This window comes from Salibacterium salarium (assembly GCF_030813635.1).
Classification (GTDB): domain Bacteria; phylum Bacillota; class Bacilli; order Bacillales; family Marinococcaceae; genus Salibacterium; species Salibacterium salarium.
The window spans coordinates 607,383-631,322 of record NZ_JAUSUM010000001.1; the positions used below are offsets into that span (position 1 = coordinate 607,383).

Annotated in this window: 16 protein-coding genes; 8 read left to right on the top strand and 8 right to left on the bottom strand. The window is 40.5% G+C overall.

Annotation, left to right across the window (positions count from 1 at the left end):
* Positions 1–208: 208 nt before the first annotated feature.
* The gene (locus J2S78_RS02875) at positions 209–1,990 is read left to right on the top strand and encodes an SLC13 family permease (RefSeq protein WP_306896065.1); all 1,782 of its coding nucleotides are present in this window, start codon (positions 209–211) and stop codon (positions 1,988–1,990) included.
* A gap of 105 nt (positions 1,991–2,095) precedes the next feature.
* On the opposite strand, the gene J2S78_RS02880 is transcribed toward J2S78_RS02875, so the two are convergent.
* From J2S78_RS02880 to J2S78_RS17065, 3 genes are all read right to left on the bottom strand, one after another.
* Positions 2,096–3,115 carry a glycerophosphodiester phosphodiesterase family protein gene (locus J2S78_RS02880; RefSeq protein ID WP_306896067.1) on the bottom strand — a complete coding sequence of 340 codons (1,020 nt, stop codon included), beginning with the start codon at positions 3,113–3,115 and terminating at the stop codon, positions 2,096–2,098.
* A gap of 493 nt (positions 3,116–3,608) precedes the next feature.
* A complete protein-coding gene (locus tag J2S78_RS02885) occupies positions 3,609–4,028 on the bottom strand; it encodes a single-stranded DNA-binding protein (RefSeq protein WP_306896069.1) in 420 nt (139 codons plus the stop codon).
* A gap of 19 nt (positions 4,029–4,047) precedes the next feature.
* Complete coding sequence (locus J2S78_RS17065; RefSeq protein WP_370871517.1) at positions 4,048–4,569, bottom strand: hypothetical protein; 522 nt, start codon at positions 4,567–4,569, stop codon at positions 4,048–4,050.
* Between J2S78_RS17065 and J2S78_RS02890 the strand changes: the two genes are divergently transcribed.
* The 4 genes from J2S78_RS02890 (at position 4,513) to galU (ending at position 10,029) form a co-directional block, all read left to right on the top strand.
* Positions 4,513–4,668 carry a hypothetical protein gene (locus J2S78_RS02890; protein ID WP_306896071.1) on the top strand — a complete coding sequence of 52 codons (156 nt, stop codon included), beginning with the start codon at positions 4,513–4,515 and terminating at the stop codon, positions 4,666–4,668. The genes J2S78_RS17065 and J2S78_RS02890 overlap by 57 nt on opposite strands.
* Before the next feature lie 227 nt (positions 4,669–4,895).
* Positions 4,896–8,009 carry an efflux RND transporter permease subunit gene (locus J2S78_RS02895; RefSeq protein ID WP_306896073.1) on the top strand — a complete coding sequence of 1,038 codons (3,114 nt, stop codon included), beginning with the start codon at positions 4,896–4,898 and terminating at the stop codon, positions 8,007–8,009.
* Positions 8,010–8,139: 130 nt separating this feature from the next.
* A complete protein-coding gene (locus tag J2S78_RS02900; RefSeq protein WP_306896075.1) occupies positions 8,140–9,120 on the top strand; it encodes an S-layer homology domain-containing protein in 981 nt (326 codons plus the stop codon).
* A gap of 24 nt (positions 9,121–9,144) precedes the next feature.
* Positions 9,145–10,029, top strand: a complete 885-nt coding sequence (gene galU, locus J2S78_RS02905; RefSeq protein ID WP_306896077.1) for a UTP--glucose-1-phosphate uridylyltransferase GalU — start codon at positions 9,145–9,147, stop codon at positions 10,027–10,029.
* Between the two features lie 140 nt (positions 10,030–10,169).
* Here galU and J2S78_RS02910 read toward each other — a convergent pair whose 3' ends face one another.
* Both J2S78_RS02910 and J2S78_RS02915 read right to left on the bottom strand, forming a co-directional pair.
* Positions 10,170–10,850, bottom strand: a complete 681-nt coding sequence (locus J2S78_RS02910; protein ID WP_306896079.1) for a DUF4956 domain-containing protein — start codon at positions 10,848–10,850, stop codon at positions 10,170–10,172.
* Positions 10,851–10,912: 62 nt separating this feature from the next.
* On the bottom strand, positions 10,913–11,689 hold the full coding sequence (locus J2S78_RS02915; protein ID WP_306896081.1) for a polyphosphate polymerase domain-containing protein: 777 nt from the start codon (positions 11,687–11,689) through the stop codon (positions 10,913–10,915).
* A 249-nt stretch (positions 11,690–11,938) separates the two neighbouring features.
* On the opposite strand from J2S78_RS02915, the gene J2S78_RS02920 reads away from it, so the two are divergent.
* A complete protein-coding gene (locus J2S78_RS02920) occupies positions 11,939–15,037 on the top strand; it encodes a CotH kinase family protein (protein WP_306896083.1) in 3,099 nt (1,032 codons plus the stop codon).
* 513 nt (positions 15,038–15,550) lie between these two features.
* Entirely contained in the window at positions 15,551–17,773 is a 2,223-nt protein-coding gene (locus J2S78_RS02925; RefSeq protein ID WP_306896085.1) for an S-layer homology domain-containing protein, read from the top strand.
* 318 nt (positions 17,774–18,091) lie between these two features.
* Here the strand turns inward: J2S78_RS02925 and J2S78_RS02930 are convergent, their stop codons facing one another.
* Entirely contained in the window at positions 18,092–19,012 is a 921-nt protein-coding gene (locus tag J2S78_RS02930) for an accessory Sec system S-layer assembly protein (RefSeq protein WP_306896087.1), read from the bottom strand.
* Entirely contained in the window at positions 19,012–21,381 is a 2,370-nt protein-coding gene (gene secA2 / locus J2S78_RS02935; RefSeq protein WP_306896090.1) for an accessory Sec system translocase SecA2, read from the bottom strand. Before secA2 ends, J2S78_RS02930 begins: the two co-directional genes overlap by 1 nt.
* Before the next feature lie 162 nt (positions 21,382–21,543).
* On the opposite strand from secA2, the gene J2S78_RS02940 reads away from it, so the two are divergent.
* Positions 21,544–22,983 carry an S-layer homology domain-containing protein gene (locus J2S78_RS02940; RefSeq protein ID WP_306896092.1) on the top strand — a complete coding sequence of 480 codons (1,440 nt, stop codon included), beginning with the start codon at positions 21,544–21,546 and terminating at the stop codon, positions 22,981–22,983.
* A 57-nt stretch (positions 22,984–23,040) separates the two neighbouring features.
* On the opposite strand, the gene J2S78_RS02945 is transcribed toward J2S78_RS02940, so the two are convergent.
* On the bottom strand, positions 23,041–23,868 hold the full coding sequence (locus J2S78_RS02945; protein WP_306896094.1) for a tetratricopeptide repeat protein: 828 nt from the start codon (positions 23,866–23,868) through the stop codon (positions 23,041–23,043).
* Positions 23,869–23,940 lie beyond the last annotated feature (72 nt).

The following is a 23,940-nucleotide window of genomic DNA, read 5'->3' on the forward strand; positions in this document are numbered from 1 at the left end:
AACAAAGAAGTCTTTTTCACAGGGCGGGATCCTATGATCAGGGAGATTAAATTCCCATAAATGTTCAAATAAATTTAATCTCTCTTCTCTATTCTAACAAATAATCTTTACAATTCCGACATGAAAGATATAATGTTATTATAAGTTGATAAAACCTATGAAATTACTTAGGATTAAAAACATATACTGAAGAAAGGGGGTGAAAGCTGTGACGTGGGAAATGATAGTGACCGTTTTTGTCATCATTGCAATGATGGTAACGTTAATGAAAGAAGTAACAAGACCGGAATATGTCTTACTTGGTGCACTAATGGCGTTGTTGGTGACTGGCATTCTTCAACCGCAAGAGGCGGTGAAAGGGTTTTTCAATCAAGGTATGCTGACGATTGGATTGTTGTGTATTATAGCTGGTGCCGTACAACGAAGCGGTATGACAGAACGGTTCATTGACTACGTTCTTAATAAAGGGAAAACACCACGTGAATCTTTATTGCGCATTTTAGTGCCATCGTCGGTTTTTTCTGGGGTATTGAATAACACTCCGATTGTTGCAGCTTTCACTCCGATTGTCCGGCAGTGGTGTGAAAAGCATGATGTGGCTCCGTCGAAATTTTTACTGCCCATATCGTACGCTACGATTGTCGGAGGAACGATGACGCTGATTGGAACCTCTACAAATCTAGTAGTTCATGGAATGCTTGTGGAACGTGGCTATGAAGGATTTTCTTTTTTTCAACTGGCTATTATCGGTCTACCAATCACGATTGTATTAATTGTGTTTATGTTATTCATAGGGATGAAAATGTTACCCAATCGGAAGCCGGTTATGCCTTATTATAGCGGGGAAACTGAGCAGAAACAGTTTTCAGCCGAGATGGTTGTGAAAAAAGATGGAGGTTTTGAAGGCCAAACGCTAAAGCAAGTAGGACTTCATCAGGAAAACGGACTTCGTTTGATTGGTGTAATACGAAATAAAAAGGTCCAAACCGAATGTTCTCCTTATTATGTTTTGCAAGAAGGAGATCGGTTGCTTTTAAGGGGTCGACTGCAAGACATTGCGGCGATGGAAAGAAAAAAAGGATTGCATTTAGTAACAGGCGCTTCTTACCAGGTGGAAGGATTAAGGGAAGGGGAAAATCGTCTGTTGGAAGTGGTGGTGACCCACTATTCTTCGATTTTATTTAAAAAGATAAAAGATATTTTGTTTCCGCAACAATTTGATGCGGCCATACTTGGGGTTCATCGTTATCAGGAACCTTTAGAAGAAAGAATGAAAGATATTACCATTAAACCGGGGGATACGTTATTACTGTTGGCTGGTCCTGATTTTGAAAAACGAACGAGTTCCCGTAATGAATTTACGGTATTACACGGAAGAGATAATCCTTTTCAAGCATTGCCGTCTTGGAAAGGATTTCTGCCAATTTTGCTGCTGGTGGTCATGGTGTTTTTAGCTGCTGCTGAAATCATTTCGATTTTCACCGCTGCTTTGCTGGCAGTTGTGTTTGTATTGGGTTTGAACATTATGCCGCTTCGTGAAGCAAAAAATTATATTCCTTTTCAAGTATTAATTGTTATTGCTGCTGCTTTAGGTATTGGAGAAGCGATGTTGAAGACAGGAGCAGCGACCTACATTGCAGAGACATTGATCTATTGGATGGAGCCGTTTGGATTAATAGGTATGCTTATATTAATGTATATATTGACGAATATTTTTACCGAGATGATTACTAATAATGCCGCTGCTATTATCATGCTGCCTGTGTCGATTGAGACGGCGAGCTTGCTGGGTGTAAGTATCACCCCGTTTGCTATTATTGTAGCTATTGCGGCATCAGCAAGTTTTATGACGCCTATCGGGTATCAAACTAATCTATTTGTTTACGGACAAGGTGGATATCGATTTGTCGATTTTATGAAGGTTGGTATTCCGGTCAGCCTTATTGTGATGGTTATGACGATAAGCATTACTTGGTTAGTATGGGTGTAAAAAGAGAAGGGAGCTGTCCCATAAGCACGTGAGTTGATTTTCTTGGGACAGCTCTAAAACACTAGAATCTTATGCTGTTTTTATAGTAGGGTTTGTTCAATTCTTTTATGAATCCTCTTTTTCATTTAATACTTCATTAAGACGTTCGGTATAGTTCGTGAAAATACCGGTAACGCCCCAGTCTATCAATCGTTCCATGTTCTCTTTCGTATCCACTGTATAAACGTGAATGAGTAAATCATTCTCTAACGTTTTTTGGACGAAAGCTTCATCTATCACTTCATTTCCGTCATAGTCTTCCAAGTGAGGAGCGATTCCAACGGCATACTCTCGAATCTCAGCAAAATCTTCTTCATCCATAGCTTCGGGAGCAGATGTAACATCGAGCCACTCTTCAAGTTCTCCAGTTTCTTCATTTTCTTCCCACCAAAGCAGTTGGATAAGCGGGATATCTTCATTCAACTCATGAACGGCGTGTAAACTGCTTGGTTCAAACGATTGAATAATGACATTATCAACAAGATCATGTTCTTCTATCATATCCACCAAAGGCTCTTCCATATCTTCATTTAACTGTGGAGATTTGGTTTCTATGTAATAGTTTTCGTCTTTTCCATAACGTTCAAAAACTTCTTCTAGCGTTAACAATTCAGCATTTTCATAGGATTCATCGGCTTTATCAGGGTTTGCTTCGTTAAACCAAGTACCTGCATCTAGTTCTTTCAATTCTTCGAGCGTGAAATCTCCAACTTCCCCTTCACCATTGGTTGTCCGCTTGATATCATCATCGTGAATAACGACCAATTCATCGTCTTTGGTTTTTTGAATATCCATTTCAAGCCAGGCATGATCTGTTTGTGCTGCTTGGTCAAATGCAAACGTTGTTGCTTCTGGTGCATTGCCGCTTGCCCCCCGGTGAGCAATATTCATCACATCTTGCTCCTGGATGTCGGATGATTCCGTTTGTTCAGAATTTTCATCATTAGTGTTATCTTCTGAAACGGTCTCGTCCCCACTATTTTCATCGTTGTCTTCTGTCACGTCAGATGTTTCATCATTGCTACATGCGATTAGAAATACGAAAAGAATAAGTACACTAATTCCTTTCACCCAATGCTTTGTCATTATTTTTCCCCCTTGTTATACACTTATTTTGGAAATGAAGTACTTACTAAACCTCCTCTGTCATTTAATAATGTAAAAATATTAAATTTATTTTAAACAATATTAATTTTAATGAAAGTAGATTATAGAGTAAAACGTGATGTCATATGCCACAAAAGACTCATGAATAATTAGAGAACATAGTCTGGGAATAACTGTTCCTATCATGGAATATAGGCTCATAAGAAAGAATTAGTAGGAAATCCTGAATAAACTAACCATAAAAGGAACCATATTTTTACTGTTCATATGATATAATACACTAATAGTCATAGGAACGGTTACAAACTCCACAACAGTAAATGTTTAGGATGATATACCAGCAAAATACCGCCGATCACAAGGGAAATCGGCGGTAATGTTGCGGAAGGGTTTTATAATTGGAAGAAACAATATAGAGGAGGTTAATAGAGGGGGATCTAATCGAAGGAGTCCTTGTTTTCAGAGGGGATAATTATGCGTTATTCGGTTCGTTTATTGTTGCAACCTGATTCGGTTGGATGGGTTGCAGCGGTTTTTCTTCTGTTTTTGTTGGAGGAGCAGCTATGTTATTATTGTTGATCTTTAGAAATCGAATTTGATCAGCGTTGACTTCTACAACTTGTACTTTCTTTTGGTCTTTGTTTTCATATATTCGAGTATTTACTCTTCCATTCACGCCAACCAATGCTCCTTTATGACAATATAAGGCAGTATTCTCGGCTTGTTTTCTCCATACTGTAATAGGAACGAAGTCGGCGTCAAAATCACCTTGTATGTTACGAAAGGACCGTTGTACTGCTAACGTAAAATTACACACAGCAGTACCGTCTTTTGTATGCATCAATTCAGGGTCACGTGTGAAACGACCGACAAGCGTGACTTGATTAAACATAGAGCAGCTCCTTTTTTGTTTATAGATTCATTTTCATTTGTATAGATGAATAGAGAAAGTCATGAAAGGATTCATGCCTAGGATGGGGGAATATTTCCAAGGTTCTATTTATGGTGAGGAGGGGGTGCATAGTTGCATCTTCTGCCTGCGGGGCGAGAAAGTCTCTAGCACTCGACCACCGGTAGTGGTATATATTCGACGTCACCTTTTGCATAAGAGGGAGAAGGTGAATGAATCGACTCGTCTGATAAAAATGAGTGTCATCTTTCATCCGCTGAGAAATACACTGACCTTGAAAAATGAGCCCATTCAATCGATATGATTGGTTAAAATAAGCGGCGTATTTTGTTTGTATCTGACATATGATAGTAGAAATCTTAGGTTGAAAGGTTTCAATTAGTAAATGGATTTGGTTTGGAACGAATGAATAAGCATGTACATCAATCGAAAAATGGTACTTCAATGTGGTTAGAAGGTGTAAAAAGTGGGAATAGTCTGTTCGGCTGTAAAACAGGTTAGAATGTCTAGCACCGCGTATCATGATATGGTAAGTGGAAGTTTTGGGTTGGCAGGCCATGGACGGAATATCACCTCCTTTATTTCGGAAGTAAAGTGGGGTAATACGGGAGTAGAAAAATAATAGTGGTGAAACGTGTAAGCAAGGGGAGGCTTACATTTGGTGATGAAACATTTTTCGACACGGTCCTCCTTTCTGTAGAGCGTTAATTTTAATATACCAGATTATTGAAATTTATCTACATAAATTTTTCGACAATTTTTTTAAACTGCCGTCATTTTCTTAAAATAGCGTTGTATGGTTCAAAAATATGAAAGCACACCAACAGCTGACAAAAAGGGGATCAGAAAATGATAGATTGGTTTGTGAAAAAACGTAAAATTACACTTTTGTTTTTTGTGATGGTTGTATTAGTAGGAGGTTTGTCTTTTCTTCAACTGCCACAAAAAGAAGTGCCGGCCATTGATCCACCAGTTGGACAAATAACAACAGTTTACCCAGGGGCATCTTCTGAACAAGTCGAAGCGGCGATAACAGACCCGTTGGAAGAATCATTGCTTGAAGTGGAAAATAGTAACACATTATCGTCTGTGTCGAGTCCGGGATTTTCTTCAGTGACGGTAGAATTGGAAGAAGATCTTCCTGATACGGAGGCCGTTTGGAATGATATTTCACAAATAATCACTAATACTTCCAATTCGTTTCCTGATAATGCAGAAAGTCCTGTTCTGGATAATGATCTCAGTGTGCAGGGGCTTTCGATTTACCAGATCACTCTTGAAAATGAAGAGCTGGTGCCGCAAGTTGACGAGTTGCTAACGCAGTGGCGTAGTGAATTTGTCAGCCTTTCGGGGATTTCTGATATTGGTGTACAAGGGGCTCTTGAACCTGAACTTCGTTTTGTGATGGATGCAGATGCGATGAGTGAGAACAATATCTCCTCGAACCAAATAATCGCTGCACTGAACGGAGAAAATAATACGACGCCTCCGGGTGAATGGGAGACAGACGAAAAACAAAGGGTAACGTATGACTCTTTTGATGAAGTTTCCAAATGGGAGACCCTTCCGGTTGGAAGCGCAGAAGAGGGAGATGTGATTCGTCTTGGAGAGGTGGCCGGTGTTGAACGTACATATCAATCGGTTGAAAACACGGTAGCTTTTGAAGGAGAGCCGGCGCTGTCTCTGACGTTTTTTTTAAGTGATGAAGCAAGTGTTCCGGCTATACAAGAGGCGCTAGATCCAGTTATTACGGATTTTGAAAAAGAGTTGCCTGAGGGAGCGGAACTGGAACAGCTGTACACCCAAGCGGATCTTGTGTCAGAGTTATTTTCCGAATTATTTCTGGCGTTTGTGATTGCCTTTTTGTCCGTGCTTCTTGTTTGTTCGATAGGACTGCGTTTTTCGACTGCCTTATCGGTTGCGACAGCTATACCTGTTTCCCTTGCTATTGCTATGATTGTTTTGCCTTTTGCTGGCGTAGGGCAGAATCAAATATCTCTGATTGCTTTTATCATTTCCCTTGGCATTTTGGTCGATGACGGAATTGTCGTGAATGAAAATATTGATCGCAGACTGAGATTGGGAGAATCACCGTATCATGCTTCGGTAAAAGGAGTCCGGCAGGTAGCTGCATCTGTTATCACGTCAACACTTACGGTTGTTTTCACCTTTTTACCGTTATTACTGCTGCCAGGTTCGGCAGGTGCGTTCATACGACCTCTTCCAGCAGTGCTCATCGCAGCTATTATTGCGTCTACAGTCGTAGCTCTTGTCCTTATTCCGATATATAGGACGATGAGGGAAGAACGAAAGAAAACCAATCGATCTGATTCCCTTTCATTTTCAACGAAATCGTCTTTTCCGCCGAGAGAATCAAAAACGTCCAAAACGACATCGCCAGGCTGGTTCGGGCACACGATTGATAAAACGGCATCATTCTACAGCCGCCGTATTTTGGGTAAAGTTGTGAAGCGCCCGCTACTCATTTCCTTAAGTGGGTTAATGTTAGGAACAGCGGCTTATGGATTCATTCCATTTACTCCGTTGGAATTTTTCCCTGATACGGATCGGGAAGAAGTATTTATAGAAGCGTCTTTGCCTGAAGGCACGCAACTTGAAGATACAGAAGAAAAGGCTCGAAATATAGAAGAATGGTTTTATGACAAGGAAGAAGTAGAATCCGTTTCAACTTACGTTGGGACGACGATTCCAAAGATTTTTGGTTCAAACGACGGGGGTGGAACTCCGGATAGTAATGACGTGAACTTTCTCGTCTATATTGATAATGAAAAAACAACAGCACGAGATGCGATGAATGAATGGAATGTAACGCTGCACGATCAATTTTCAGAGGTAGACGCCAGAGGTTCGATTGTTGAATCAGGACCACCTGTTGGAGCACCGATAGCAGTCGAAGTGAGCGGAGATGACATGGAAGGTATACTGGAAGTGACAGATGACATTGAATCATTATTTGCCGGAGCGGAAGGTGTGACCAGCACAGATGTGAACGCCGGCAATGATTTATCAGCTTATCAATTTAGTCCAGACCGTGAAACATTGGAAGACACAGGGGTAACAAGTGAAGCAATTACTCAAGAATTACGATTGCTTGGAGAAGGTGTTCCGGTAGGCGAATGGCAAGTGAACAATGAGATAATAGACATGCGCATGGTTTATGATACAGAGGGAACAGTAACAGAAGATGATATAGAGCGAGTGGAACTGACGCAACAAACGAATGGGGCACAAAGAGTATCCCTTGCAGACCTTGTCACGAGAAATGAAACATCGTCTGTGCAAGCTATTCCGCATAAAAATACAGAAAGAACGGTGACTGTGCGCGCGTTTCCTGGAGATCAAGATGCAGACAGTATATTGGCAGAAACGGAAGAAGAACTGGATGCAATTAGCGAAGAATCTTCGGATTATACTATCACGGTAGGTGGAGAAACATCCGAACGGACAGATGTCTTCATTGATATTGGACAGATTTTTATCGTTGTTGTGTTTCTTATTCTAATCGTCATTGCTATTCAATTTTATTCTTTAATTATGCCGTTTTTGATTCTAAGTGCCGTATATTTAGCTGTAGCGGGCGCAGTGCTCGGGCTATTTATTACACAAACGGGACTTGGATTTATGTCGATGATGGGTGCGGTTAGTTTAGCAGGAATCGTCGTTCGGAACGGGATTGTTATGATTGAATTTATGGAACAACGGCGTAAGGAAGGGATGGTGTTGGAAGAAGCGGTTAGGATGGTTGGTCAAGAAAGATTCCGTCCAATTATTTTAACGAGCTTGACCTCTATTGCAGGACTGCTTCCGATTGCCCTTGGAAATAATCCTTTATTTCAACCTCTTGGAATTGCGATTGTATCTGGATTGGTCTTCTCTACGATATTAACGCTTGTCGTTATTCCTGCTTTGTATGTACTAAAAGCAAAAATGTCTAAATCGTAAGTAGTTGATTTGGAGGTCCTGATGCTTTAGCTTCTTGCTTGAGTGTTGGAAGAAACGATATAATAACGGGAGATGCACAATTAGAAATCGGGAGGTGGGATAAAGATCTTCCCCTTAGATCTTTCATATCATGAATGATAAAAAACTAGAATTCTATGTAACATCTCATTGGAAAATTGTCGCGGCTATGATAGGTGTATTTTTCTTTCTGTACATAAGTTCTATCGCAGAAGCAGATGCGGCTGATTTCACCGATGTGGACGACGATTATTGGGCCTCTGAAGAAATTGATTGGGCCAATCAAGAAGGCATTATTACAGGATATGAGGATGGAACATTTGACCCGGGAAATGAAATGACCGAAGCTCAATTTGTAACGATGCTAACGAGATATTTTAATATGGAAACATCAGAACAAAGGGAGAACCAGCATTGGTCTCAACCTGCTTACATTGCCTTGTCAGATAACAGCTTGCGCATGCCGGGATTGCGTGAAAACAGCGTAAAAAATCGCTCTGTTACGCGGGCAGTGATTGGACGAGCTCTTGCTCATTCACAAGCGCAGGAATCAGATTTAGAACCATCTGTTGCCTGGATGTTTGAGGAAGGTCTAACTACAGGACGGCAAGAAGGAGAGACACAAACGGAACGCTATGATGTAAATGGAAAGTTGACACGAGCCCAAGCGGCGGTGTTCTTTAAACGGCTGCATGATAACGGATTATCGGTCTGGGAGGCAAGCACGTTATTAGATATGACACCAGAAGGCTCGAACGAACATACCGAAGCTGTCCGTTCTTTATATGAAGAAGCGGGTGTTACATTGTATGCGCAAGACAGTAATAGTTTTGCAACAGCGAACCAAGAATATTATCATTTATTTCAGGCGTATCAAGGTGAACGCAGAGAATTTGTAATATCTCGTACGTCTAAAGATAACTTTGAACTTGCGGCAGATGCAGCACATAATCTTGGTGCTCCGCACAGCTCAGATGAAATATTGGACGCCTTAATAACTGCTGATGAAACAGGGGAGGAACAAGTATTAGGAACAACGGAAGTGACTCCTCGTCTTAGTGATATATTTATTTTATGGGACGAACAGGAATAGTAAATAGAACGGAGAGTGACGCGTGTGAAAGTAAGAAAGGCAATTATTCCGGCAGCTGGCCTTGGGACAAGGTTTTTGCCGGCGACCAAAGCACAACCTAAAGAAATGCTTCCTATCGTGGATAAGCCGACCATTCAATATATCGTCGAAGAAGCGATTGAGTCTGGCATTGAAGATATCATTATCGTCAGTGGCCGTGGGAAACGGGCGATTGAGGATCATTTTGATAAATCGTATGAATTAGAAGAAACCTTAGCCCAAAAGGAAAAATGGTCACAATTAGAAGAAGTCCAAACAATCTCCAACATGGCAAATATTCATTATATCCGTCAAAAGGAACCAAAAGGACTTGGTCATGCGATTGCCTGTGCGAGCCGATTTGTCGGAGATGAACCATTTGCTGTACTGCTTGGCGATGACATTGTAAAGTCAGAAAAGCCTTGTTTGAAGCAGTTAATTGAGACCTATGACACCTATGAATCTTCTGTCATTGGTGTACAGCAGGTTCCTGATAACGATGTTTCAAAATACGGCATTGTTTCTCCAAAAGGAGAAGAAATGGAGTCTGGCGTTTTACATTTGAATGATCTGAAGGAAAAGCCGTCGCTGGAAGAGGCCCCTTCTAATTACGCGATCATGGGGCGTTACGTGTTGCGTCCTGAAATCTTTGATATTTTACATGGATTAGCACCTGGGTCTGGAAATGAAATTCAATTGACGGATGCGATTAGGCAATTGAATCAATCTCAGTCCGTGCTTGCGTATCAGTTCGGTGGTGTTCGCTATGATGTTGGAGATAAATTCGGTTTTGTGAAAGCAACACTTGATTTTGCTTTGGGCCGGGAAGATTTAAAAGAACCGCTCGAAGCCTATTTGCAACAAACGTTAGCAGAACGCGGAGATAAGTAGGAAAAAGAGAGGTGTGGAGCCTCTCTTTTTTTACGCGTTGGGGTGACGAGAGGAAGTAACAGTAAACCTAAGGAACCGGTGAAACAACATATAAAAAACCCGTCATGAAAGAAAATCATGACGGGTTAGTCAAATAATAGTTAATCCACCATACCGATGGCAACTTTCAAGTTCGAATTTCGCTCACGGATAGCATCCATGACGTCTTTATCGCTGACGTCTTCTTTTTTTGCGATTAAGTAGGTTAGCTGATACATGGTACCGAGATTTGTGGTTTCCACCATATTCAGCTGATGGTACTCCAAATATTCGTCGAAAATATCATCAAACACATTTTCGTAATGCATGTTTTCTGGAATGGTTACTTTTAATGATTTGTAAGAACCTTTGATACCGCCGTAGTCAAACGCGAATAAAAGGTAAATCAAGATCGATAAAATAATGGTGAACATGACAGCCAACGCGTAAAATCCAAGACCGCATGAAATTCCTGCTGCCATTCCAAAAAAGATAAAAGCAATATCTTTAGGATCACTCATAGCACTTCGAAAACGAATGATGGAAAAAGCCCCGACCAATCCAAAAGCAGTCGCAATGTTATTGCCAATGACAATCATAATAATCGAAACAACCGAAGACATGATAATAATCGTATGCACAAACGATTGCGAATATCTTCCACTTTTATGTGTTTTTTTGTATAAAAAAGTAATGATTAAACTGAGCAGGAAACTAAGGACAATTGCTGCTATCCCTTCTAGTACCGCTGCCCGTGTCGTTAAATCTGAAAAATTCCGTATTTCATCCATAAATTGACTCATTAACAATTTCTCCTCAATCACAGGTAACTATATTAATAACAAGATGTTTCGCAACAAAAGCTTTAAATAATCATCGAAGGTGTGCGTGTTCTGGGATTTCTTTTCATATCTTCCATAAGGTCTATGCTTGTGCAAAATTTGGAAAGACTTCCTCGTGAACATTCAAAATCGCTTAACAGTCTAGCAAGCCAAAATGGTACGCTTTGAGATACTTTAACTTCCATCACGACTAAATCAGAATCAACAAAATGAGTACCCTCTGGTCCATCTTCAATCCGAAGGTTATGGTCTCTTGCCATTAAATTGTAATCAAATGTTATACGTAAATCTGAATCTTCGATACCATGAAAAGCTTGGCGGTCATAGCTGACAATAACCCGCGGCTTTAAACCATACAGAGAGCGAAAAGATTCAACTTCTGACATGGTTTGTGGATTGGAAGTATGGTAGTTTTTGATATCTTCGCTAGGAACGTTTTTCAAATAATCATAAGCGCTACTCAACTGTAATGATGTTCGCCGTTTGTTGACGACATTATTAAACTTCTGTTTGATTTCAAAAAAAGCAGGGCTGTCTATTGTTACTTGATCATAAATACGAAGACGAAGCTTTTGCCTAAAATTCAGTTTGTTTCGAGTTTCATAATAAATTTTGTCGTCATCGGAATCAAAGTATAAGCTGACGATATTGTAACGACCAACGTCATCACCGTATTTATCGTACCGCATTTTATGATTAGACGAAAGAACATTCACTAATTGCTGATATTTGTTATAGGGTAAGAGGTACTTGAGCTCGTATCGTTGAAATATTTCTTGGGAAAGCATTTTTTTCACCACCTAAGTTCCTCGTTGCTATATACCTTCATGTTATATTTACAATATGTTAACAAAAGCTTTACAATATTGAATTATACATTTTTGGTTCCAAGTTGTCATGATACTTGTTACGTATTTTTTTTACGTATAAACGAACAAATTACTTGTAAGGTTGTGTAAAAGTCCTCTATGGCGAGTGAATCTAGTTTGCTATAATAGATACGGTTTAATGGAAAAAGTGTGGATGGTACATGAAAGGCAGGGACGACCTTGAATAATAAAAAGATAAAAGGAATCGCACTATTGTTACTTCCTCTTGCTCTATTAACCGGAGCAGCGGTGTTTGTGTTTGCCGGAAGTTCGGATGTCGATTTTGAAGATGAGAACTTGGAGACAGCAATAAGGGAAGAATTACGTAAACCCGAAGGACCAATAAAGCAAGAAGATTTAGAAAGTGTGGATACGCTTGATTTAAGTAATAGTGGTATCGAATCAATAGAAGGATTAGAAAATGTAATCACTGTACGCGATCTAGATTTACAGGGGAATCGTATTGAAAATATACAAGCTTTGGAAGAATTGATTTATCTGGAAGATCTTAATTTACGGGGGAATCATATTGAAGATCTTTCCGCACTTGAAGGAATGGAAAGAATGGTAACCCTTGATGTGCGGGACACAGGTATAGAGGATTTAAGTCCCATTTCAACGATGACAGCATTAACAGATTTAAATGTTCGCGGAAATGATATTACGTCATTAGAACCTATAAAAAATATGGCAGAACTTCGTCAATTAAATGTTCGTAATAACCATATTAAAGATATAACTGTACTGACGGAACTGACTTATTTAGAAGACATTAATCTGCGTAATAACAGAATTGAAGATTTTTCACCGGTATTTGAACTGCCTCGTTTGACAAAACGCTTATTTGTATCGGGAAATCCGGGATTGAAGATGAAAGATTTTGTTTCTTTATATGATCAAGTAGAAAATATGGACATCGATGAACCGGAAAGAGCCCTTGTTTTTAACAAGAACGGTGGGTCTTATAAGGATTCTCAAATGATTGAGTTAAGCCAGTTAATGGGAGAGGAAGGAACAATCCGCTACACGTTAGATGGGAGTGAACCGACTGTAGAAAATGAAGAAGTGAAGGAGTATACAGCCCCACTTGAAATAGACGAAACAACAGTGGTGAAGGCGAAATTTTACGACCAATACGGTAACGAAGGAGAAATGGTTTCTAACACATACGTGATAGGAGAAGAGAGTGAGTTTCCGATTGTTTCTATTTCTAGCAATCCCGAGAACTTCTTCGGTGAAGCAACTGGAATTTATGCAGAAGGGGCGAATTTTGATGAGGACGCCCCGGTCCCGGAAGAAACAGCAAATTACTCTCAAAGTGGAGATTTATGGGAAAGAGAAGGTACGGTAGAAATATATGATTCGGATGGAACTGAAATGATTCACCAACAAGCAGGTGTAAGACTTCATGGTAATAAAAGCCGGTATTATCCGAAAAAATCATTTCGTCTCTATGCGCGGTCGGATTATAGTTCAGAAAATACGTTTGGATATCCACTTTTCGAAAGCGAAGACGATCAGGAATATAACCGTCTGATGTTGAGAAATTCAGGAAATGATTGGGATAAAACAAGTTTTCGAGATGCTTTTATTCAAGAATTGATAGAAGGTTTTGATGTGGAAAAACAAGCGTATGAACCGGCCTTACTGTATGTTAATGGGGAGTATTGGGGTATTTATAATTTGCGTGAACGGATTGATGATGATTACTTTGAATTTAAGTATGGAATTTTAGAAGACAATATAGATTACTTGGAAGGTGACGGGGAAGTAAGAATAGGGGAGAATACTCATTATAAAAACATGATTTCTTATATGGAAGATAATGATGTGAGAGATCCAAATGTGTATCAACGGATAACGGAGCAGTTGGATGTTAATAATTTCATTGATTATAATATTGCAGAAATTTATGCAAGAAATACAGACTGGCCTTCCAATAACAATCGATATTGGCGAGAGAAACCTAATGGAAAATGGAGATGGACTGTTTTTGATACGGACTTTGGTTTCGGCGCCATAGGCGGTGAATCGTCTTATACTCATCACACGCTTGATTTTGCAACAGAAGCAGGCAATGACAGTTGGCCGAACACAGATTGGTCGACAATGATGCTTCGCACGCTTCTGGAGAATAAAGAGTTTCAATCTCAATTTATTGGAACCTTTTCTCATTATTTAAATACGACGTTTAATGAAGAAAAAGTGGTAAGCAAATTGGATGAATTTGAAGCGATGTATGAGCCGGAAATGGAGAAAAATATAGAACGTTGGGGCGAACCAGACAGCATGGAACAATGGCGCGACAATGTTGATGTGATGAGGGAGTTTGGGCAAGTTCGGGCAGATTATTCCTATGCTCATTTAATCGATTATTTTGACTTAGACGGTTATGCGGATCTTACGTTTCATATGGAAGGCAATCATGCTGTAGAAGTCTATGGCGAAGAGGTTCCATTGGAGAATGGAGAATGGTCGGGAACCTACGCAGCAGATACACCGCTGGAAATCACGGTGGACGGAGAACCGGCGGAGTTGTCGACAAATGATGATGCCGTAGAAATAGATGAACAGGGGAGAATCATTCCATCGGTGGCTGCTGACACAGAAGTGGAGATAACCGATAGTAATGGAGAATCCGCAGGGGTTATCCAAATAACAGGTGAAAAAGTGGAAAAAGAGAACATTACGTTAGAAGTCGGTGAAGAGTGGAACTGGCAGGAGGAATTAGAAACAGATGGTGCGTATGCGTCAATAAACAACGCTGGACTTGGTGCAGTGAAGAATGACACATTTACCGCAGAAGCTGCCGGTGATGAACTGTTAACCGTTCATAATGAGGACGATAAAGTAATCGCAATGACCCGTATACAAATTGTCGATCCTGCCGAAGAAGCACGTGTGTATAATGAAGGACATCCTGCTGCGCAATATGAAGGAATGTGGGGAGAAAGCGAGAATGATTCCCATCACAAAGGAAGTGCTGTATTCAGTGAAACTGCAGGAGATCAAATAGAGATTACGTTTGAAGGTACTGGAATTCGCTGGTTTGGATTTAAAGGTCCTACCCAGGGGATAGCTGATATAGAGATAGACGGAGAAGCGGTGGAAGAAGTCGATACCTTTGCTGAAGAGTCTTCGTTTAATAGAGAACTATTCTCTGTTGACGGTTTAGAAGAGGGACAGCATACCATGACAATCACAGTAACAGGAGAAAAACAAGAGAAATCAAACAACAACCGTGTTCATATCGATAGTTTTGAAGTATTGCAAGAATAATAAAAGGGAAGATCGGAGTATAAGCTCCGGTCTTCTTTAGTTTTTGCGTGGCACTACCACCTCCTGTTTCGTCTCCTCAGGATTTGGAGGGACGCGAACAAAGGAAACGCATGAGGTGAAACAGGGCAGTGGTTTGAATAGCGCACGGATGTTCGTTAGCAGAGAAGCCGCGCGGACATTTAGTCCGTTAATAAAACAAAATGAGGTTTATACAAAAATAGCCTCCCTAGTGGTTTTCCAAGCTCCGTTTTTCTTATTGGAAAGCGAGAGGTGTGATTTTAGCGAGAAACGAACCCTCTTAAGAACGCCCTTGCTGAAAACATCTGGCTGCAGTGTTGGTTCTTAAATGAATTGCGACGATTTGTTGATATAAATTTGTATATTTTGCTTGTGCTCTAACTTTCCTCCTAACTTTTTCAATTTCAATTGACAGCTTCCGACAATTGGAATAATGTTAAATAGAGACTATATTTTTCAAAGTTTCATAGAATGAGTAGGAGAGGATACTTAACAATGAAAGTAAAAAAAGTTATGCGTCGGGGAATCGCCTCTGCCTTATCGTTGTCATTGTTTTTCACAGTGGCTCAAGGGGTTGGAGCAGCATCTTTTCAAGTCGGTCCGGGTGTTACATATGAAAGTGATTCGAGTGCAGGAGCTAACATACTTCAAGTCGATTTAACGGAAGAATATAGCCAATTAGATATTGGTGTACCAGATCCGTTAAATCAACTACGTACAACTTCTCAGCAGGCTATCAATGCGACTAGAGATGAACATCATGTGGTTGGCGCAGTAAACGCATCTTTTTTTGATATGGGATCGGGTTCTACACAGCTTCCATTCAGTATTATTACAAAAGATAACGAAATTATTAGCTTTGGCAGAGTTTCTGAAGGAAGAGAACATTATCGAAGTGAACCGATTGTTTTTGGAGAAACAAGCAATGGAAAAGCTGCCATTGGCCAATACGATGCTAATGCAACAGCAAATGTTAACGGGAATACAATTGCTGTTGATAACATAAATAATACACGCCGAAATGATGAAGCGGTATTATTTACTCCTTCATACATAAGTGAACGTACCGGAACAAACGAATATGGGGTAGAAATTATTGTAGAGGGTGCAAGTGGAAGTCCAGGAAGTTTCTCCTTTGGAGATGAAATCAGTGGCCAAGTGACCGCTGTCCGCTCTTACAATGAAGCAGGTAATGGGCCAATTCCGGATGATGGATTTGTCATATCTGCTATTGGTGATAAATATGAGCAGTTCAAAAATGTCAAGGTCGGAGATAATGTGACGGTGAATGCTTCGATTAATGATAAATGGAAAAACGCTTCTTTCATACTAGGAAGTGGTCCACAGTTAGTTCGTAATGGAGAAGTTGCCATTTCGATGGATTCAAACAGCTGGCGTTATACGTCCAAGACGTCCCGTACAGCAGTTGGGGTAGATGAATCCGGAGACAATGTCTATATGGTGACGATGGACAACGCTAATATCCGGGATGTGGCCAAATACATGCGAGATATTGGTGCCGATCGTGCGTTGAATTTTGATGGAGGCGGATCGACCACACTCGTTGCACGTAAACATGGAGATGAGTATGCGAGTATTATGAACAATCTTTCTGCCGGCAGTGAACGTGCGGTTTCCTCCACGCTTCAGGCTGTAAGTACAGCACCAGTTTCTGATCTTGCCCGATTGATTTTGTCCCGTGAAGACGGAACGGTATTGGTTGGAAGTACTTTAGACATGTCGACAGGTCTTGGGATGGATCAGTATTATAATCCAGTTGATGTTGATGAAAATCAATTAGCTTGGGATGTAAGTAACACTGTAGGTTCGATGAACGGATCGACATTTACAGCGGAAGAAACCGGTGAAGGACGTATTCAAGCGAACTTTAATGGTAATCAGGTAGGTTCTACTTCCGTTAAAGTGACAAATACGTTTGATTCATGGAACTTATCTCATTCAGAAGTGAATATCGGCACAGGAGAAAGTATCAAACTTTCTGCGAACCCAGAACTTGCAAATGGGGAAAATTTATTATATAACTCCTCCAGCATCAATTGGAGTGTTAGTGGAGATATTGGTACTATCGACAATGATGGTAATTTCAGTGCTGCTAGTGAAAAAGGAACGGGCACGATTACAGCTGAACTTGCCGGGAACGAGACAGAAATTCCTGTTCAAGTAAATACTCCAGCTACGTTTAGTGATGTGTCGAATGATTATTGGGCGTCTGATGCGATTGAATATTTAGCAGAGAAAGATATTATTAATGGCTATGACGATGGCACCTATCGTCCTAGTGTGCAACTGAAACGTTCGCAAGCGGCGAGTATGATGGTGAGAGCTTTTGACTTACCGAATGATAATCGGCCAAATCCAGGGTTTCAGGATGTCGACAATGAATTTCATGCTTATGATGAGATAGCGACGGTAGCAGATGAAGATATAATCAATGGAGATGGTTCAAGCTTCCGTCCGAACGACGATTTAACTCGCGCTCAAATGGCTGTCATTCTTGTACGCGCATTTGATTTAGAAGAAGTCAATACTGGGAATACTTTTGAAGATGTAGAGTCAGATTTTTGGGCATATGAAGCAATCGAGACCCTAGCAGCCAATGATATTGGACGGGGGAGCGATGGAGAATTTAATCCTGGAGACCCAGTGACAAGAGCTCAATTTGCAACCTTTATGGAACGAGCGTTAGAAGATTTGTAACAAAGATGTATGAAAAACAAACCGCCTGCTGGAAATTGAGTGTCAGCAGGCGGTTTTATGTTTGATGCTTGTGCGCAAATAAAGAAAATGACGACGAGACCCGTAGTCATTTGCGAGTTTACTAGCCAAGGGAGTTAATATACTGTCCAAAACGCTACATTTACTATCGAAGGCATAAAATACTAATACTGTCCAACGAAGTCTATATACTATCCAAATCGCCAAAGTTACTAGCCAAACTGCCAAACACCATCGAAAAAAGCAAGCTCACAAAATAGAAGCTTCCCACCAACGTAATAGGGGGGAAGCTTCTATTATTTAATGTGCCGCATTTTTTTGAACGGGATATGCTTTCCAGCTGCTCAAATCTAGGTCTCCGTCTGTTACCATCTCTTTAGGGAATATAAACGTCCACGGCTTACTTGTATTGGCTTTGACTCCGAAGTCTTTTAATGTGAAGCCGCCTTTAGCAATTACTTCACCATTCGCATCTTCCACTTGAAGTGGAATTTGTTCAAGGTTAATGCTTTTCGCACTGCCATTTCGTACAAGTAGTGTTACGTGAAGGTCGCCTTCTTCTTTATGAACAGCTTTTAATCCCATGAAGTTCACTTCGCCAGACTTTGGCGGGTCTAATTTTTCTACCATTTCTTGAAGTTGATTTTTGTCTTTTTCAGCAAGTGATTGTTCCCAACTGTTTTGAAGATCTAAACTGTGTTTACGAGAAGATGGCTTGAGTTGGAAGGCAAGTTTCCATCCTTCTTCCGGTATATCCTTTGTAAACAAATCTTGATCTGTAAAATGGAAGTTCCAGGGACGACTGCTCCGCGGTGGAATGTCGCCGGCTTCTTCAAGATCCATTGTTTTTCTTCCAATGACGTTGTCTGAGCTGTCGAGCAGGACAAGTGTCGTTTCATGGAGTTTAATCGTTTTGTTTAAACTACTGCGGATAAAGGCAGTAATTTGATATTGTCCGGCTTCTTCATGTTGAAGACTGATACCTGACAATGAAATTTGGTTTGGCTTTAACGGCGGGCATTCCATGTTCAAAAATTGAAAGGAATACTGATCTTCTTTTGATATTGTCCATTCCGGATGGACCGAAAGATCGGTATCTATTTGTTTTTCTGAAGACGCTGTATCAGCCGATTCATTCAACAAATCTTCGGAAGAAACGGTCGACTCATTCCCTTCCATTTTTGGCTTGCCATTTCCTTTCTTACGGAAAAATGGGATCATTATTTTTTCACCTCTTCTGGTTGGAGTAAGGAGCGGAGTAGTTTGGACAAATGCATCGAAGCATCATGTTCGATGGAGTCATACATCCGTGAAAATAGTTCGAAACCTTCCCTTGTAAATACTCTCATTGGATCTTCTTGTCCATAGCTCCGAAGGCCAATACCTTCTTTCAAGCGTGCCATTTCTTCTAAGTGACTGAGCCAATGACGGTCAATATTAGTTAACAGAACTTTGCGTGCTTGATTCTGGACACCGCTTTTTCCGTGGTAAGGTTCGACTTTTGCTAAGAATTCTTTCGTCCGCTCTTCTGTGAGTTCAGAGATTTCCTTTTTATTCTCGACCTTTTTAGGGAGACGTACTTGCGGCTCAAGAATGATTTGGTTCAAACGTGTCTCCAGATCGGTAATATTCCATTCTTCTGGAACATATTCATCGCCACAGTACGTTTCAACAAGTTTACTCGTACTCGATTGAACCATGTCCATCCATATTTGAAGTGGATCTTCACTGTCAAGAATTTGATTGCGCAATGTGTAAATGACGTTGCGCTGCTCGTTTGCGATGTCATCGAGTTTAAGAGTGTATTCACGGAACGAAGCATTCGCGTTTTCGCACATTTCTTGGGCGCGATCTACTATCGTTTGCGCTCCATCGTTTAAGACGATACCGTTCTCATCGGTTTTTAGGTTCTCTTTTAGCTTTTCGATATCTTCTTCTCCAAATCGAAGCAGCATTTCATCTTCAAGTGAAACAAACATTTGCGTTTCGCCGGGGTCTCCTTGACGTCCGGAACGGCCTTTTAATTGATTGTCAATACGGCGGTTTTCGTGGCGTTCGGTACCCAGCACAAATAAACCGCCTGTTTCAGCGACACCTTCTCCAAGCATAATATCTGTTCCGCGCCCTGCCATGTTTGTTGCAATCGTGATCTGTCCCTTTTGGCCGGCAAGAGAAATAAGTTGTACTTCTTTGTCAACGCTTTTGGCGTTCAACAGTTCATACGGTACTTTTTGTTCATCTAAATAACGCGCCATTGTTTCTGATTGAATGATAGATGTCGTTCCAATCAAAACAGGCTGTCCTTTCTCATAACGCTGGGAAACTTCATTTGCAACAGCCCGGTATTTATCCTCGGCGGTGGCAAAAATGATGTCCTTTCGATCTTCACGAATTCTCGGTTTGTTTGTCGGAATTTGAATGACGTCCATCCCGTATAAGTTGCGGAATTCTTGTTCCTCCGTCTTGGCTGTTCCTGTCATACCACTCAGATTAGGATACATTCTGAAATAGTTTTGAATGGTAATTTGAGCTTGCGTTTTGTTTTCTTCCGTTATTTCTAGACCTTCTTTCGCTTCTAACGCTTGATGAAGCCCGTCACTGAAGGTTCTGCCATCCATGATGCGACCGGTGTACATATCGATAAGTTTGACCTCACCATCTTTGACAATGTAATCAACATCGCGCTTGAACATAACTCTTGCCCGCAATCCTTGAAGGACGAAATGATAAAGAGTATGGTGCTCCAAGTCATATAGGTTATCGATTCCAAAGGCGCGTTCCACCTTAGTAATTCCTGCTTCTGTCAAACTGACAGACCTTGTAATAGGGTCGAATAAATAATCCTTTTCTGCGTCAAAACTACGTGCCATTTTTGCGCAAATTTGATAAAGACTCGGGTTCACTTCCGTTTTCCCTGCAATGATAAGTGGTGTTTTAGCTTCATCGACAAGAACACTGTCAATTTCATCAATAATAGCAAAATGAAAAGGCCGTTGAACCTTTTCCATGTTGTTTTGAACCATATTGTCTCTTAAAAAGTCAAATCCAAATTCATTACTAACCCCATATGTTATGTCGGCCTGGTATGCTTTGCGTTTTTCATCTTTTGCAATTTTTGGGACGTTAAGTCCAACCGTTAGTCCGAGAAACTCATGAACTTGTCCGATAAAGTCACGGTCGCGTCGAGCGAGGTATTCGTTCACCGTGATGACATGGACTCCTTTACCTTCTAAAGCTTTTAAGTAACTAGGTAGAGAAGCAACAATCGTTTTTCCCTCACCGGTAGGCATTTCAGCAATATCCCCGTCGTTCAATGCTAATCCCCCGAGAAGTTGCACATCAAAGTGACGCAAACCTATCACGCGTTTGGATGCTTCGCGGATAACAGCAAACGCTTCATCCCGGACGGAAGATAAGTTTTCGCCATTTTGTAGGCGTTCTTTAAAGGCTGGTGTTTTAGCCTGTAACTCTTCGTCTGAAAGACTTTCCATTTCCGCTTCTAACTTATTGATTCTATCAACCGTTTTATTATATTTTTTTAACCGACGTTGTTGTTCGTCGCCAATGATTTTCTTTAAGGAAGCAATCATGCAACGCTCTCTCCTTATCCGTTCCTGTATTCTTATAGACTCACTAAACTAGTATATCATTTTTTCCCTGTTTGTTTCATTACTTAAGTATATTTGAAAAAAGATTGGAAGATATCAGATTTGCTACTATAATAAGTATTAGATTCATAGAGGAGGAATAGAATGAAGAAATGGTTAGCGGTATCAACGCTAGTTGTAGGAGTTAGCATGTTTGGAAATGCTGCTTTAGGGGCGGACGAAGATATAGGCACCCCAAGTAATGAAGAGCTGTCATATAAGCAAAAAAAGGATTTATTGACAGAAGAAGCGCTTGAGAAAGATATTCCGCCTGAAATATTGAAAGCTATTGCTTTTGAAGAGACAGGGATGCGTCAGTTTGATGAAAATGGGGATCCTGTTTTAAATGAAAACGAAGACGGCGGGATTGGAATCATGCAAGTAACGCTAAACGAAGATGATTTTGAAAACAGAAATGTCGATCAAGATAGACTAGAAAATGATACAGCGTACAACATTGAAATAGGTGCAGAATTGTTGAATGAAAAGTGGGAATGGTCAGGAGATATTATTCCGAGTGTGAACGATGGGAATAGACATATTCTTGAAAACTGGTATTACGCAATACTGGCGTATAATGGTTTGGATCAACGGAACGATCCAACCAATAATGGAGATACCTATCAGAGTGATATATATAGTACCATCGAGGACAAGAGTTTCTTAGAAGACGTTTCTATAGATACACCTGAATGGGAAGGAATGTACAAGGACGGTGAGAATCGGATTCGTTTTGAAGAGGGAGAGAATGTAACGACAGATAGACAAACACTATCGACTCAAATGTTTGAAAATGGAGAAGATGTCTACACTTTTCGAAGTGAATCGGAAACAACCATTAATTTTCGGGAAGAATCGGCAAATACTTCTCGATTATTATCAGAAGTCCCTTTGTATATGCCCCTTGAAGTAGAAGGATCTTTAGAGCATGACGATAATCGAGACCATCATTTTGGTTACTATCCTTTTTACTATGCGGATATTCACGGTTACATGGCTAGTGCTTATGTAAGAGAAGGGGAAATTACGAACTTCTCAGATGTGCGTAATCAAAAATTAACAGAAGTGATTGGTTATCTGGAGGCTCGTGATATTATCAACGGTTACCCTGATGGCACCTTTGCTCCTAATAAATCGATTCCAAGAAAGCATGCGGCATCGATGCTTGTAGAAGCGCTCGATCTTGATGTCCCAGATGATTATGAATTACAAGCAACGGATGTAGAAGAAGACAGTCCTTATTACTCCGATATGAAAGCAGTGGAATATCACGGGTTGATGACAGGAAGCGATCAAAACATTCGACCAAATGAAACGATGACAAGAGCTCAAATGGCATCTGTTTTAGTAGCGGCCTACGATGAAAAACTGCCGGCTACAGAGGAACCGCATAAGTTTGAAGATGTGACTCAAGATTTCTGGAATTATGAGGCCATTGATAAGTTGTATCAGCACGAATTGACGACAGAAGATCCATTTCGTCCTGGAGGCGATGTAACACGTTCTCAGTTTGCTAGATTTTTAGAACGTGCCATGACGAAATAAAATAAGGCTGCCCGCAAAAGTAATCAAGCACGACATTTGCGGGCAGCCTTTTTATTATTATTCATTTTCAATGGAATCACGCAAATAATCTTTATACAAAGTATAAGAGTCATCTCCGTAGTTTTCGAGAAAATCGGACGTTGGTTCAAAAGCCTGCGTCAATGCTTCTCTTTCCCCTTGTTGGTCATCCATTTTTGCATAAACCTCACTCATCCGGTAAAAATGGGTAGGGTCTTCAGCATCCAAGGTGGTAAGCGTGTCAAAACGTTCCAAACTTTGTTCATAGTTACCGGTACTAGAGTAAGCTTGAGCTAATGCCAACAGCAAATCTCGTCCCGGCTCTTCTCCATTCTCTTGCAGCTCTTCTTCCAAATCAAACAATAAAGAAGTACCTTTGTCCACATCATGTTCAGACTCCATTAGCAGTGTAGCGTAGTTAATAATATTTTCCTCATTGTCCGGCTGACTCTCATATTGGTCTTGTAAAATATCAGCTGCGTCTTGAACGAGTGGCTGAGCAGGTTCATCCGTGTTTTCAACATGAGCTTGAAGGGCTTCCGTATAGCGATTGGAAAAGGAAGCAGCCTCTTCCGGTTCTTCTGCTCGTAATTCTCTTAAATAAATAATAATTTCATTATAACGACCGTTTTCTATTTCTTCTTCCATGATGCTGTTAATATTAGTAGTGGAGAGGTCCTCGAGTCGAAAACGGTCGGCGAGTTCCTGGAGTGTTTCATTGTTGTACACGAAATTTTCGTCGTCATAAGCATATTTATCCGTATTGACTGTCTGTTCTTGTTCCAAGTGGCGATTCATGCCAATGGTGGAACATCCTGATGTTGTAAGTAAAATAGTAACAAGCCCAATGACCATGCTTTTATTCATCTATTCATCACCTATTCTTTAATATGCGTTGTATATAAGGGAACCCTATTCATTTTATATGAAATAAGGAAG

What these genes read in the sequence shown, in the direction of transcription:
- J2S78_RS02945 (WP_306896094.1), bottom strand. Translation starts at nt 23,868, where the DNA reads ATGAATAAAAGCATGGTCATTGGGCTTGTTACTATTTTACTTACAACA.
- J2S78_RS02940 (WP_306896092.1), top strand. Translation starts at nt 21,544, where the DNA reads ATGAAGAAATGGTTAGCGGTATCAACGCTAGTTGTAGGAGTTAGCATG.
- secA2 (WP_306896090.1), bottom strand. Translation starts at nt 21,381, where the DNA reads ATGATTGCTTCCTTAAAGAAAATCATTGGCGACGAACAACAACGTCGG.
- J2S78_RS02930 (WP_306896087.1), bottom strand. Translation starts at nt 19,012, where the DNA reads ATGATCCCATTTTTCCGTAAGAAAGGAAATGGCAAGCCAAAAATGGAA.
- J2S78_RS02900 (WP_306896075.1), top strand. Translation starts at nt 8,140, where the DNA reads ATGAATGATAAAAAACTAGAATTCTATGTAACATCTCATTGGAAAATT.
- J2S78_RS02925 (WP_306896085.1), top strand. Translation starts at nt 15,551, where the DNA reads ATGAAAGTAAAAAAAGTTATGCGTCGGGGAATCGCCTCTGCCTTATCG.
- J2S78_RS02895 (WP_306896073.1), top strand. Translation starts at nt 4,896, where the DNA reads ATGATAGATTGGTTTGTGAAAAAACGTAAAATTACACTTTTGTTTTTT.
- J2S78_RS02885 (WP_306896069.1), bottom strand. Translation starts at nt 4,028, where the DNA reads ATGTTTAATCAAGTCACGCTTGTCGGTCGTTTCACACGTGACCCTGAA.
- J2S78_RS02910 (WP_306896079.1), bottom strand. Translation starts at nt 10,850, where the DNA reads ATGAGTCAATTTATGGATGAAATACGGAATTTTTCAGATTTAACGACA.
- J2S78_RS02880 (WP_306896067.1), bottom strand. Translation starts at nt 3,115, where the DNA reads ATGACAAAGCATTGGGTGAAAGGAATTAGTGTACTTATTCTTTTCGTA.
- J2S78_RS17065 (WP_370871517.1), bottom strand. Translation starts at nt 4,569, where the DNA reads ATGATACGCGGTGCTAGACATTCTAACCTGTTTTACAGCCGAACAGAC.